Origin of the sequence: Bradyrhizobium sp. CCBAU 051011 (assembly GCF_009930815.1) — a bacterium.
Taxonomy (GTDB): Bacteria; Pseudomonadota; Alphaproteobacteria; order Rhizobiales; family Xanthobacteraceae; genus Bradyrhizobium.
Genome location: NZ_CP022222.1, coordinates 5088601 through 5100963, shown reverse-complemented (window position 1 = coordinate 5100963; position 12363 = coordinate 5088601). Strand labels below are relative to the sequence as shown.

At 64.2% G+C, this 12363-nt stretch carries 11 protein-coding genes; 8 read left to right on the top strand and 3 right to left on the bottom strand.

The window, feature by feature from the left end; genetic code table 11:
- Positions 1–101 precede the first annotated feature (101 nt).
- Entirely contained in the window at positions 102–1127 is a 1026-nt protein-coding gene (locus tag ACH79_RS23720; protein ID WP_161853173.1) for a histone deacetylase family protein, read from the bottom strand.
- Positions 1124–1864: a GntR family transcriptional regulator gene (locus ACH79_RS23715; RefSeq protein WP_246738082.1), complete on the bottom strand. Its 741-nt coding sequence runs from the start codon at positions 1862–1864 to the stop codon at positions 1124–1126. The genes ACH79_RS23720 and ACH79_RS23715 overlap by 4 nt, the downstream gene beginning before the upstream one ends.
- 169 nt (positions 1865–2033) lie before the next feature.
- Between ACH79_RS23715 and ACH79_RS23710 the strand changes: the two genes are divergently transcribed.
- From ACH79_RS23710 to ACH79_RS23675, 8 genes are all read left to right on the top strand, one after another.
- On the top strand, positions 2034–2780 hold the full coding sequence (locus ACH79_RS23710; RefSeq protein ID WP_246738706.1) for a class II aldolase/adducin family protein: 747 nt from the start codon (positions 2034–2036) through the stop codon (positions 2778–2780).
- A 93-nt stretch (positions 2781–2873) separates the two neighbouring features.
- A complete protein-coding gene (locus tag ACH79_RS23705; RefSeq protein ID WP_371419469.1) occupies positions 2874–4391 on the top strand; it encodes an ABC transporter substrate-binding protein in 1518 nt (505 codons plus the stop codon).
- A gap of 72 nt (positions 4392–4463) precedes the next feature.
- Complete coding sequence (locus ACH79_RS23700; protein ID WP_161853169.1) at positions 4464–5435, top strand: ABC transporter permease; 972 nt, start codon at positions 4464–4466, stop codon at positions 5433–5435.
- Entirely contained in the window at positions 5432–6271 is an 840-nt protein-coding gene (locus ACH79_RS23695) for an ABC transporter permease (RefSeq protein WP_161853168.1), read from the top strand. The genes ACH79_RS23700 and ACH79_RS23695 overlap by 4 nt, the downstream gene beginning before the upstream one ends.
- 2 nt (positions 6272–6273) lie before the next feature.
- The gene (locus ACH79_RS23690) at positions 6274–7881 is read left to right on the top strand and encodes an ABC transporter ATP-binding protein (protein ID WP_161853167.1); all 1608 of its coding nucleotides are present in this window, start codon (positions 6274–6276) and stop codon (positions 7879–7881) included.
- A gap of 17 nt (positions 7882–7898) precedes the next feature.
- Positions 7899–8834 (top strand): glyoxylate/hydroxypyruvate reductase A, encoded by a 936-nt coding sequence (locus ACH79_RS23685; RefSeq protein WP_161853166.1) that lies wholly within the window; start codon positions 7899–7901, stop codon positions 8832–8834.
- A gap of 5 nt (positions 8835–8839) precedes the next feature.
- A complete protein-coding gene (locus ACH79_RS23680; RefSeq protein WP_161853165.1) occupies positions 8840–9925 on the top strand; it encodes a phosphotransferase in 1086 nt (361 codons plus the stop codon).
- A gap of 4 nt (positions 9926–9929) precedes the next feature.
- Positions 9930–11225: an aspartate aminotransferase family protein gene (locus ACH79_RS23675; RefSeq protein WP_161853164.1), complete on the top strand. Its 1296-nt coding sequence runs from the start codon at positions 9930–9932 to the stop codon at positions 11223–11225.
- Positions 11226–11524: 299 nt separating this feature from the next.
- Here the strand turns inward: ACH79_RS23675 and ACH79_RS23670 are convergent, their stop codons facing one another.
- Positions 11525–12361 (bottom strand): SDR family NAD(P)-dependent oxidoreductase, encoded by an 837-nt coding sequence (locus ACH79_RS23670; RefSeq protein WP_161853163.1) that lies wholly within the window; start codon positions 12359–12361, stop codon positions 11525–11527.
- Positions 12362–12363 lie beyond the last annotated feature (2 nt).

Genomic DNA, 12363 nt, shown 5'->3' with positions numbered 1-12363 from the left:
TGCCCCGAGCCTAGATCGGCCCCTGGCCAATGTCGAGATTTGGACGTCAGGACATCGTGCCACACCTGCAAGCAGGCGTGGCAGGAGCATCGATGCGCGGGCTAGCGGGCTTCTTCGAAGCCGCCGAGCACCGCGGTGAGATTGGCGCCGAGAATATCGGAGAGATAACCGCCCTCCTGAACGAAAACCGTCGGCAAGCCGAGCCGCGCGATCGCGGCGCCGATGCGACGGAAGCCCGCCGTGGTCACCGCAAGGCCGGCGAGCGGATCGTGCTCGGAAGCATCGAGGCCGAGCGCCACCACCAGCGCGCCGGGCGCAAACGCGCGGATGGTTTTCTCGGCGTCACCAAGCGCCTTGATGTAGTCGTCATCTCCGGTGCCCTTCGGCAGCGGGATGTTGAGATTTGCGCCCAATCCGTTGCCCGCGCCGCGTTCATGCGCATATCCCCAGACGTAGGGATAAAAGAAGACGGGATCGGCGTGAATCGACACAGTGAGAACGTCCGGCCGTTCATAGAAGATACCCTGCGTGCCGTTGCCGTGATGCACGTCGACGTCGAGGATTGCGACGCGCTCATGCGTGAGCCGAAGCTGCGCCGCAGCCACCGCACTGTTGTTGAAGAAACAGAAGCCGCCCGACATATCGGCATAGGCATGATGACCCGGCGGCCGGCACAGCGCATAAACCGCGTCTTCGCCGTCCATGACGAGTTGCGCCGCGGTCGTGGCCACATCGGTGGCGGCGCAGGCGGCAGCGTAAGTGCCCTTGCCGATCGGAGCGCCCGTATCCGCCGCGTGCCAGCCGAGGCGGCCGACGATATGCGTTGGATACGTCGCGCCGTAGCGAACGGGGTGGACGTTGGGAATCATTTCCGAACCGGAATCGCCGAGCGCGACCCAGGCGTCCCAGGCCTCCTCCATGAAGCGCAGATATTCCGCGCTGTGCACCCGCGCGCGCGGGCCCTGACCGAACAGCGTCGGCTCGACCAGGGTGTGCTTGCCGGCCTTCAGCCCCGCCAGCAACCGGTCGGCGCGTTCGGGCTGCTCGGTGGTGCGCTTGATCACGCCGCGCACCAGAAAGAATTGCGGATCGTGGCTGCGATGCAGTTCGGTGTAGACGGCCTTCACACGGTTACTCCGTTGGTTGGAATGAGAATCCCGCTCGGCGGTTCAGCGATATTGCCGGCCGGCGGCGCAAGCTCTCGCACCAGCTTACCGACTTCGCGCCAGGCGTGACCGATATGGTAGTCGACATGCGCGGTGATGCGCTCGGGATGACCGGCTTCGATCGCTGCCAACAGCGGCTCATGCGTCCGCGCGATCTCGTGCGGGTCATCATAGAGGCGGCCGATCAGCCCGATCACCATGCGCAGTTCTGCCGCGAGATCATCGAACAGCCGCAGCAGGCGGCGGTTATCAGCAATTTCGAAGATCAGCCGGTGAAAACGATAGTCCTCCTCCACCTGCCGGGCGGGGTCTTCGAGATCTGCGGTCCTGTGCAGAACGTCGATCTGCCGCCGCAGCATATCGCGCGACTCCGGCGTCAGGCGCCGCGCCGCCAGCACGCTGGCGTGCCGTTCGATGCACAGACGCAAATCGTAGATTTCGTCGATGTTCCTGATTTCGAGTTTGCGGACAAAGAAGCCGCGCCGCGGGCTCGCGACCAAGAGGCCCTGTTTCTCCAGAAGCCGCGCTGCCTCGCGCACCGGCGCACGGCTGACGCCTAGCTCGCGGGCAATCCCCGCTTCGACCACCTTCGAGCCTGGCGGCAGGCGCCCCTGAACAATGGCCTGCATCAGGATGCGCGCGATCTGGCCGACCAGATCGCTGTCCGCGATCGCCGGTAATCCAACTGGAAGAGACATAGGCCGCATCGGCTAAACCCGCGCCAGTCCGTGCATATTTTTTAATCGTCGATTGTCGACAGTTTAATCTTGCCCAAATGCTGTGCCGCACGCAAGCTGAAAATGTTGAAACTCAGTGAAGGCGGAAATGACAAGCGCAGCCCACACCACCGCGAAGGCATGGCCGGCGATGGACGACCAGACCCTCCAAATCCGGATCGACCTCGCCGCGGCCTACCGGCTGATTCACCGGCTTGGTCTCGACGACAGCATCTACACCCACATTTCGGTGCGGCTTCCGGGCCGAAACGACCGCTTCCTGATCAATCCCTATGGGCTGCGTTTCGAGGAAGTGACTGCATCCAACCTGGTGACAGTCGACCTTGACGGAAACGTCATCGACGATCCCCTGGGGCTCGGCATCAACCCGGCGGGCTTCACGATTCACAGTGCCATCCATGCCGCGCGGCATGATGCCATCTGCGTCCTGCACACGCACACGGTGTCGGGCATCGCCGTCGCCTGCCAGAAGCGGGGGCTGCTGCCGCTCAATCAATGGTCGCTGCAGTTCAGCGGCTGCCTCGCCTATCACGACTACGAAGGCATCGCGCTCGATCTGGATGAGCGTTCGCGCCTCGTCGCCGATCTCGGCGACAAGTTCGTGATGGTGTTGCGCAATCACGGCATGCTGACCTGCGGGCGCTCGGTCGCCGAAGCGTTCAAGCTGATGCATAACCTGGAGCGCTCCTGCCGCGCCCAGCTCGCCGTCCAGTCATCCGGCGCCGAGATCATCGAGCTTTCTGACGCGGTGGCCCACAAGACGGCCGGCCAGTATGCGACTTTCTACGATGCGATCGAGCTCAACGGCGTGCCCGACAGCGAATGGGCCGCCTTCAAGCGGATGCTGGAACGGACCGATCCCGATTTTGCGAACTGACGACGCGCTTGACGATGTGAGAGCGCGAAGCCCCTTTTTCTTTAAACGAGGTATGCGATGTCCAAGCGTAGGATTTTGATAAGTCTCGCCACGATGTGCGTGCTGAGTACGACCGCAATGGCCGAGGGGCCGAAAGCAGGCGGAGTCGTCAACGCCGTGATCCAGCCGGAGCCGCCGAGCCTGATGGTCGGTCTGGTGCAGAACGGTCCGACCCAGATGGTGGCCGGCAACATCTATGAAGGCCTGCTGCGCTACAGCCCCAAGCTCGATCCCCTGCCCGGCCTCGCCGAAAGCTGGTCGGTCAGCGAGGATGGCAAGGTCTACACGTTCAAGCTCGTGAAGGGCGTGACTTGGCATGACGGAAAGCCGTTCACGTCAGCCGACGTCCTGTTCTCGATCGAATTCCTGAAGCAGACGCACGCGCGCGCCCGGGGCAATCTGGTTCAGCTCGACAAGGTGGAAGCGCCGGACGAATCGACCGTCGTCTTCACGCTGAAGCAGCCATTCGGCCCGTTCATCGGCATCTTCGAAGTCGGCTCGCTGCCGATGATCCCGAAGCACATCTATGAAGGCACCGATTTCAAGTCCAACCCAGCCAACAACACGCCCATTGGCACCGGTCCCTTCATGTTCAAGGAATGGCAGAAGGGCTCGTTCATCCGCCTCGTCAAGAATCCGAACTACCACGTCAAGGGCAAGCCGAACATCGACGAGATCTATTGGCACGTGATTCCGGACGCCGCCGCGCGCTCAGTCGCCTACGAGACCGGCAAGGTCGACGTGCTGCCGGGCGGCTCGGTGGAAAACTTCGACGTGCCGCGCCTGAGTAAGTTGAAGAACACCTGCGTCACCGGCGCGGGCTGGGAATTCTTCAGCCCGCATTCCTGGCTCTGGCTCAACAACCGCTCGGGTCCCACAGCGAACAAGAAATTCCGCCAGGCGCTGATGTTTGCGATCGATCGCAACATGGCCAAGGACGTGGTCTGGAACGGCCTCGGCAAGGTCGCCACCGGTCCGTCCGGCTCGGCAATCAAGTACTACACGGGCGCGGTGCCGAAATACGATTACGATCCCGCCAAGGCAAAGGCCCTGCTCAAGGAAGCCGGCTACAAAGGCGAGAAGGTTCGCATGCTGCCCCTGCCCTATGGCGAGACGTGGCAGCGCTGGGCCGAGATGGTTCGCCAGAACCTGCAGGACGTCGGGATCAATGTCGAAATGATCGCGACCGACGTGCCCGGCTGGAACCAGAAGGTCTCAGAATGGGACTACGATATCGCCTTCACCTATCTCTATCAGTACGGCGATCCCGCGCTCGGCGTCGGCCGCAACTATGTCTCCAGCCAGATCGCCAAGGGCTCGCCGTTCAACAACGTCGAAGGCTATTCGAATCCCGAGATCGACAAGCTGTTCGCCGACGGCGCGGTGGCCTTCCCCGATGCGGCGCGTGAAGAGATCTACGCCAAGGCGCAGAAGATTCTGGTCGAGGACGTGCCGGTGGCATGGATGCTCGAACTGCAATTCCCCACGATCACGCGCTGCGGCGTCAAAAACCTGGTCACAACAGGCATCGGCGTGAACGACGGTTTCCGCGACGCCTGGATCGAGAAGTAATTCCCCACTCATCGGGCGTCAGGCCTCAAGTCTGACGCCCGGATACCGCACCTCCAACGCCCTCGACAGCTCATGATTTCCTTCATCGCCCAGCGGATCGCGAAGGCCGTCATCGTCCTTCTCGCGCTCGTCGTGCTCAACTTCTTCCTGATCCGCATGGCGCCGGGTGATCCGGCGGTGGTGATGGCCGGCGAAGCCGGCGCGGGCGACCAGCTCTTCATCGCTCAACTGCGCGAGAAGTTCGGGCTCGACCAGCCGCTGCCGGTGCAACTCTTTCTCTATGTCAAAGGCATTCTCAGCCTCGATCTCGGATTCTCGTTTCGCCAGCAGATGCCGGTGTCGAAACTGATCCTCGATCGCCTTCCGGCGACCCTGCTCCTGACGGGGACCGCGTTCGCAATCTCGCTCGCCTTCGGCATCCTGTTCGGCGCATTGGCAGCCCGGTTTGCCGGCACCTGGGCTGACACCGCGATCACGGTCGCCGCCCTGATCTTCTATGCCACGCCGCTGTTCTGGGTCGCGCTGATGGCGATCCTGCTGTTTTCAGTCACGATGGATTGGCTGCCGAGTTTTGGCTACGAGACGGTCGGCGCAGGCTACACCGGGCTGGCGCATGTGCTCGACGTCGCCGCCCATCTGATCCTGCCGGCCACCACCATCGGCCTGTTCTTCATGGCCACCTACGCCCGCATGACCCGCGCCTCGATGCTCGAAGTCAACCGGCTCGACTTCGTCAAGACGGCGCGCGCCAAGGGCCTGTCGGATGCGGTGATCCAGCGCCGACACGTGCTGCGCAACGCGCTTTTGCCGGTCGTCACCCTCGCCGGCCTGCAGGCCGGAACGCTGGTGGGCGGCGCGGTGCTGACCGAGACCGTGTTCGCATGGCCGGGCATCGGCCGGCTGATGTACGAGGCGCTGCTGCAGCGCGACTACAATCTCTTGCTCGGCGTCTTCGTCGTGTGCTCGGCGATGGTGCTGGCCTTCAACCTGATCACGGACCTGGTCTATCGCTCCGTCGATCCCCGCATCGAGTTCGCATCATGAAACAGGCCTCGCGCGTGCTGTTGCGCAATCCCGGCGGCATGATCGGTATCGCGATCCTTTCCATCGCGGTGATCATCGCCCTGTTCGGTCCCCTGCTGTTTCCGACCTCGCCGTGGCGCATGGTGCAGCGGCCATTCCTGCCGCCGTTCACGCTATCAGGCTTTCCACTCGGCACCGACGCGCTCGGCCGTGATGTCATGGCCGGCATCATCTACGGCGCGCGCGTCTCGCTGCTGGTCGGCCTGATCTCGACACTGGCTTCGCTCGCCGTCGGCATCCCGCTCGGCGCGACAGCCGGATATTTCGGCGGCAAAGTCGACGATGCCCTGATGCGCTTCACCGAGTTCTTCCAGACCGTGCCTAGTTTTGCGCTCGCGATCGTCCTCGTCGCAATCATGCAGCCGTCCATCGTCTCGATCGTCGCGGCCATCGCCATAGTGAGCTGGCCGCCAGTGGCACGGCTGGTGCGCGGCGAGGTGCTGTCGTTGCGCACGCGCGAATATGTCCAGGCGGCGGTCGTGACGGGACAGACCAATTGGTGGATCATCTGGCGCGAGATCCTGCCGAATGCGCTTTCTCCTGTCATCGTGCTTGCCTCGCTGATGGTGGCGACCGCGATCCTGCTGGAATCCTCGCTCTCCTTCCTCGGCCTCGGCGACCCGAACCTGATGTCGTGGGGCTACATGGTCGGCGCCGGCCGCACCGTTATCCGTCAGGCCTGGTGGATCACGGTATTCCCCGGCATCGCCATTCTGGTCTCGGTGCTGGCGCTGAACCTGATCGGCGAAGGCCTCAACGACGCGCTCAACCCTCGCCTGGCCAAAGGGGGACGCTGAGCATGACCGTCGTCGTCAAGAACCTGAAGCTCGCGCTGCCGCCGGGCGGTGACCGCGCTTACGCCGTGGACGGGGTCTCGTTCGAACTATCAGCCGGAAAAATCCTCTGCGTGGTCGGCGAATCCGGGTCCGGCAAGTCGATGTGCGCCCACGCGCTGATGGGGCTGCTGCCAGATACGGTGAGGGCCGAATCCGGAGAGATTCTGTTCGACGGAAAGAACCTCTTGTCGCTCGGCGCTGCGGAATGGCTTGCGCTGCGCGGGCGCGGCATCGCCATGGTGTTCCAGGAGCCGATGACGGCGCTCAATCCATTGATGCGGATCGGCGACCAGATCGCCGAGATGTTCGAGGCGCACGATCTCTTGACGCCGAAGGAGCGGCAGCAGAAGGCCCTCGCCCTGATCCGCGAGGTCGGCCTGCCCGATCCCGAACGCGCGGTGCGCGCCTATCCCCATCAACTGTCCGGCGGACAGCGCCAGCGCGCGATGATCGCGATGGCGCTGGCGCTCGAGCCCGCCGTGCTGGTGGCGGACGAACCGACCACGGCGCTCGATGTCACGACGCAGGCGCAAATCCTAAAACTGATCCGCGACCTGCAGCGCCGACGCAACATGGCGGTCATGTTCATCACCCACGATTTCGGCGTCGTCGCCGAGATTGCCGATCGCGTGGTCGTGCTTCAGCAGGGCAAGGTGGTCGAACAGGGCACCGCCGACGACGTGCTGCTGCGCGCGCAGCATCCCTATACCCGCGCCCTGCTCGCCGCGGTTCCGACGCTGCAGCCGCCGCAGCGGGCACCCCTGCTCGACCGCAGCAAGGCGGTGGAAGTGGTCGGCCTTGGCAAGACCTATGTGAGCGGCGGCGGTTGGTTCCGCAGCCAACGCCGCGTGCAGGCAGCAAAGAACGTCAGCTTCGACATCTTTCGTGGCGAGACGCTCGGTCTGGTCGGAGAATCCGGTTCGGGAAAATCTTCCGTCGCACGGCTCGTCATGCGCCTGATCGAACCTGATGCCGGTACCGTGCGTATCGGCGATGTCGATCTCACCCGGATCGGCGGCAAGACCCTGCGCGAGCAGCGCCGCCGCATCCAGATGGTGTTTCAGGATCCGTTCGCTTCCCTCAACCCGCGCCGGAAGGTCGGCAGCATCATCACCGACGGCCCGATCGCGCATGGCGTCGATCCCTCGGCGGCGCGAAAGCGCGCCGGTGAGTTGCTCAGCCTCGTCGGCCTCAATGCGGGCGCGATGGAACGGTTTCCGCATGAATTTTCAGGTGGGCAGCGGCAGCGCATCGGCATCGCGCGGGCGCTGGCGCTCGACCCGGAAATCCTGGTCGCCGACGAAGCGGTCTCTGCGCTCGACGTGTCCGTTCAGGCGCAGGTTTTGGACCTGCTGGAGGATCTGAAGGCCCGCCTCGGCCTGTCGATGCTGTTCATCACCCACGACCTGCGGGTTGCCGCGCAGATCTGCGACCGCATCGCCGTGATGCAGCATGGCGCGATCGTCGAACTCAAATCCGCGTCCCTGCTGTTCGCTGCCCCCGAGCACGCCTACACCCGAGAGCTGCTTTCCGCCGTACCCGGGCAAACGTCATCGTCCAAGGCCGCATGAACAGGGCTGCTTGAACGATGCGTTGTGTTCTCGTCAGCAAGAGCCTCGATCTCCGCGGATATCTCGGCGCGCAATTCCTCCGTGCCGCCGATCGCATCGAAATCGTCAATCATCCGCACAACGGGCCCGCTACGGACATCCGCCTGGCGGTGGCCTGGCACCCGCCGGACGATGCATTCGATCGCTACCCCAATCTGCAGGCGGTCTGCTCGATCGGCGCCGGCGTCGACAACATTCTGGCCTGTCCCAGCCTGCGCCCCGATGTCGAGGTGATCCGCGTCGTCGATCCCGCACAGGCGCAGATGATGTCGGGCTTCGTTGCCTGGCACGTCATCGGCCATCAACGAAGATTTGCGACCTATCAGGCGCAGCAGCGCGAGGAACGCTGGCAGCGTCTTGCCCTGCGCCGGGCACAGGACGTGCCGGTCGGCATTTTGGGCTTTGGCGAGATTGGCCGCACGGTAGCCACCGATCTCGCGCAACTCGGCTTTCCGGTCATGGCGTGGAGCCGGACTGCAAAGCCCGCGCCGCAGGGTATCCGCGGCTTCGACGGTGCTGCGGGCCTCAATGCCATGCTCGGCCAGGCCGAGGTTCTCGTGAACCTCTTGCCGCTGACGCCGGAGACCCGGGGCATCCTCAATCGCGAGACGTTCGCCCGGATGTATCGCGGCGGCTATTTGATCCAGGTCGGCCGCGGTGAGCATCTGGTCGAAGCCGATCTGCTTGCCGCGCTGGAGGATGGGCAGCTGGCCGGCGCTGCGCTCGACGTCTTCGCGACCGAGCCGCTGGCGCCGCGGCATCCGTTCTGGCGGCATCCGCGCATTGTCGTCACCCCGCACGACGCCTGCGAAGTCAGCGTCGAAGCGATCGGCGCGACGTTTCGCGCGACTGCGGAAGCGATACGCGCCGGCCGGCGCCCGCCGCACTCCATCGACCGCGAACGGGGCTACTGAGCGCGATGATACAAACTGATGTTGTCGCGCCGGACTCTTCTCCTGCGACTGCCCCCGCGCATTCGATCGACGGCCTCCGCGCGGCGTCCGCCGTGCCGGAAGCGCAGGCGCAACGGCTGGCGGCCGAGCACTTCGGCCTGATCGCCGCCGTGCACCGGCTCGACAGCGAGCGCGACCAGAATTTTCGGCTGCGCTCACTGAGTGGCCGCGAATATGTCCTGAAGATCGCCAATCCCGCGGAAGACCGCGCGGTGACCAACCTGCAGACCGAAGCTCTGCTTCACCTCGCTACAGCAGATCCCGACCTGCCCGTCCCGCGAATCTTTCCGGCACGAAACGGCATGACCGAACTGGATATCGCGTTCGACGACGGCTCGACCCGGGTCGTGCGCCTGTTGTCATTCCTTCCGGGAACGCCGATGCATGCGGTGGCAGGATCGACGGCGCTACGGCGCGATCTCGGCCGGTGCGCGGCAAGGCTTGCGAGAGGTCTTTCCGACTTCAGCCATGGCGGCGCGAATCACAAATTGCTGTGGGACCTGCAGCACGCCGCCGAAGTGCGACCGCTGGTCGACGCAGTTCCGGCTGAGCGGCGCGGCCTGATCGAGGACGCTCTCGATGGTTTTGAGGCCAACGCCCTGCCAGTGCTTGCGCAGTTACCCAGCCAGCCCGTCCACAATGACCTCAACCCGCACAACATTGTCGTCGATCCCGAAACCTGCGCTGGCGTTGCCGGTATCATCGACTTCGGCGACCTCACCTGCACGGCGCGGGTCAACGACCTCGCGATCACGGCGGCGTATCAGGTTGCCGATAGCGACGATCCGCTGGCTCCGGCTTGCGAGATGATCGCGGCCTATCACACCGTGCTTCCGCTCGACGCTGCCGAATTCGATGTGCTGTTCGACCTGATCGCCACGCGCATGGCCATGACTGTCGTCATCAGCAGTTGGCGGGCTACCCGTTATCCTGCTAACCGGAATTACATTCTGCGCAACAATGCTGCGGCCTGGGCGCGGCTGTGTTGCATGTCCAAACTGGGCAGAGATCAGGCGAGACTTCAGATCCAGCGCGCCTGCCATGGGGAATAACGACATGACCGCTGCCGACGAGGCCGCGTCGACACAAGACCTGATCACGCGCCGCAACCGCCTGCTCGGGCCAGCATACCGGCTGTTCTACGAACAACCAGTGCAATTCGTCCGTGGCGAAGGCGTCTGGCTATATGACACGGCCGGACATCGTTATCTCGACGCCTATAACAACGTCGCTTCCGTCGGCCATTGTCACCCGCACGTCGTGCAGGCGATCGCACGGCAGGCCGCCGTGCTCAACACCCATACGCGCTATTTGCATGAGACCGTGCTCGACTTCGCGGAACGGTTGCTTGCGACGTTTCCGCACCAGATCGGCCACGTCATGTTCACCTGCACCGGGAGCGAGGCCAACGATCTCGCTCTTCGGGTGGCGCGAACCTGCACCGGCGGCACCGGCTTCATCGTCACGGCAAACGCCTATCACGGCGTCACCAGCGCGCTGACCGAGCTGTCTCCTTCGCTCGGGCTGCCGCTTCCGCAAGGAAGTCACGTACGGTTTGTGCCGGCGCCGGGCTCGGGCGAGAACGCCGGTGAAATCTTTGCCGGACACGTCAGCGCCGCCCTGGAGGATATGAAGCAGAGCGGCATCCGCCCGGCGGCGCTCCTGGTTGATACGATCTTTTCAAGCGACGGCGTATTCGCCGACCCGCCCGGCTTCCTGCGGCCGGCGGTCGAAGCCGCACGCGCGGCAGGCGCGCTGTTCATCGCCGACGAAGTGCAACCCGGGTTCGGCCGCTGCGGCGAAGGGATGTGGGGCTTTTCCCGCCACGGCCTTGTCCCCGATCTCGTGACCATGGGCAAGCCGATGGGGAATGGCCATCCCGTCGCCGGCATGGCGGCGCGGCCGGAGCTTCTCGCGGAGTTCGGCCGAAGGTCGCGCTACTTCAACACTTTTGGCGGCAACCCGGTTTCGGCGGCCGCCGGAATTGCGGTTCTCGACGTGATCGAGGGGGAAGAATTGATGGCGAACGCGCGGCACACCGGCGCGTATCTCGTCAAGCGGCTCACCGAGTTGCAGGCGCGCCACGCATTGATTGCAGAAGTGCGGGGTACCGGCCTCTTCGTCGGCGTCGAACTGCGGCAAGGCGGAGCCGAGGGGACACCCGTTACCACTGAAGCCGCTCGCATCGTGAACCGATTGCGTGAACGGCACGTGCTGATCAGCTCTGCTGGCCCGCACGGCAATGTTCTCAAGATCCGGCCGCCTCTGGTGTTCGGCACGGAGCATGCAGATTTGCTCGTCCAGCGTCTCGATGAAGCGCTGAACGAACTGGAGGTGATGTCAGAGCAATAAGGAGGCGCGACTTTAAGCGCCGGCGGACGGCAGGCTGGCGGCCGCGATGGCCACGATCAGGGACAACCGGCGGCCGATCCGGGAGGACGCGCTGCTCAGCAATGAACGAACCTGTCGCATCTCTTCGTCTTCCATATGCGCCGGGGGGCAAGGCGCACAGGGAAAATGGTCCTTCGGCGCTAACTAGTCGAGATGTCAGGGAAAATAGCAATGCGCGCGTTGTCCGGGCGCCCCTTGGCAGTGGAATTATTGCCGTTAACGACCGGCAGGCGGAGCAAATTTTCTCTCCGGATTCGGACCTATAATCCGGTAATGCCGCTGTCGACTGCGAGCGTCTGGGCGTTAACGTAGACGCTCTCGTCGGAAATGAAAAACAGCGCCGCGTAGGCGATTTCCCACCCCGTCGCCATCCGCCCGAACGGCACGCCCGCGGCGCTCCGCGACGGCCGGCCGGCGCTGGTGTGGCGGCCGAGCGGCGTGTCGACCAGCCCGGGGCAAATGGTGTTGGCGCGGATGCCGCGCCTTGCGCCTTCCTTGGCGACATTGCGCATCAGGCCGCCGAGTGCTGCCTTCGACGTGTCATAGGCGATCAATTGCGAGCCGGAACGAAGCGCTGCGATCGACGAGATGAACACGATCGAGGACCCGTCGGCGAGATGCTTGAGCGCCTTGCGGCAGCAGAGCATCGGCCCGGTCAGGTTGACCGCAAACGTGTCGTTCCATTCTTTCAGATCGACCCCGTCGAGGCCGAGCGCGCCAACGCCGATGCCGACATTGAGCACCATGCCGTCGAATCCGCCGAGTCCTTCCCGTGCCTCGTCGATCATCCGGTTCACGGAGTCTTCGCGCGAAATGTCGGCCTCGATCGAAAACGCCTGACCACCTTCGGCAACGATACGTTGGACGGTATCATCGGCGCTGGCCCGGTTCACGTCGGCGACCGCAACATGGGCCCCTTCCCGCGCAAACAGCAGCGACATCGCCCGGCCGTTGCCGACGGGATCGGTGGCGGCGTCGAACGTTCGCTGTCCGCCGCCGACGACCAGAATCTTCCGGCCCTGAAGACGTCCGCGGCCCGGCGCCACGCCCGCGGATTCCGCGCTGAGCTGGCGCACATAACGGATCTTGTCTGTCATGG

What these genes read in the sequence shown, in the direction of transcription:
- ACH79_RS23690 (WP_161853167.1), top strand. Translation starts at nt 6,274, where the DNA reads ATGACCGTCGTCGTCAAGAACCTGAAGCTCGCGCTGCCGCCGGGCGGT.
- ACH79_RS23705 (WP_371419469.1), top strand. Translation starts at nt 2,874, where the DNA reads ATGTGCGTGCTGAGTACGACCGCAATGGCCGAGGGGCCGAAAGCAGGC.
- ACH79_RS23670 (WP_161853163.1), bottom strand. Translation starts at nt 12,361, where the DNA reads ATGACAGACAAGATCCGTTATGTGCGCCAGCTCAGCGCGGAATCCGCG.
- ACH79_RS23680 (WP_161853165.1), top strand. Translation starts at nt 8,840, where the DNA reads ATGATACAAACTGATGTTGTCGCGCCGGACTCTTCTCCTGCGACTGCC.
- ACH79_RS23710 (WP_246738706.1), top strand. Translation starts at nt 2,034, where the DNA reads ATGGACGACCAGACCCTCCAAATCCGGATCGACCTCGCCGCGGCCTAC.
- ACH79_RS23715 (WP_246738082.1), bottom strand. Translation starts at nt 1,864, where the DNA reads ATGTCTCTTCCAGTTGGATTACCGGCGATCGCGGACAGCGATCTGGTC.
- ACH79_RS23695 (WP_161853168.1), top strand. Translation starts at nt 5,432, where the DNA reads ATGAAACAGGCCTCGCGCGTGCTGTTGCGCAATCCCGGCGGCATGATC.
- ACH79_RS23685 (WP_161853166.1), top strand. Translation starts at nt 7,899, where the DNA reads ATGCGTTGTGTTCTCGTCAGCAAGAGCCTCGATCTCCGCGGATATCTC.
- ACH79_RS23700 (WP_161853169.1), top strand. Translation starts at nt 4,464, where the DNA reads ATGATTTCCTTCATCGCCCAGCGGATCGCGAAGGCCGTCATCGTCCTT.
- ACH79_RS23675 (WP_161853164.1), top strand. Translation starts at nt 9,930, where the DNA reads ATGACCGCTGCCGACGAGGCCGCGTCGACACAAGACCTGATCACGCGC.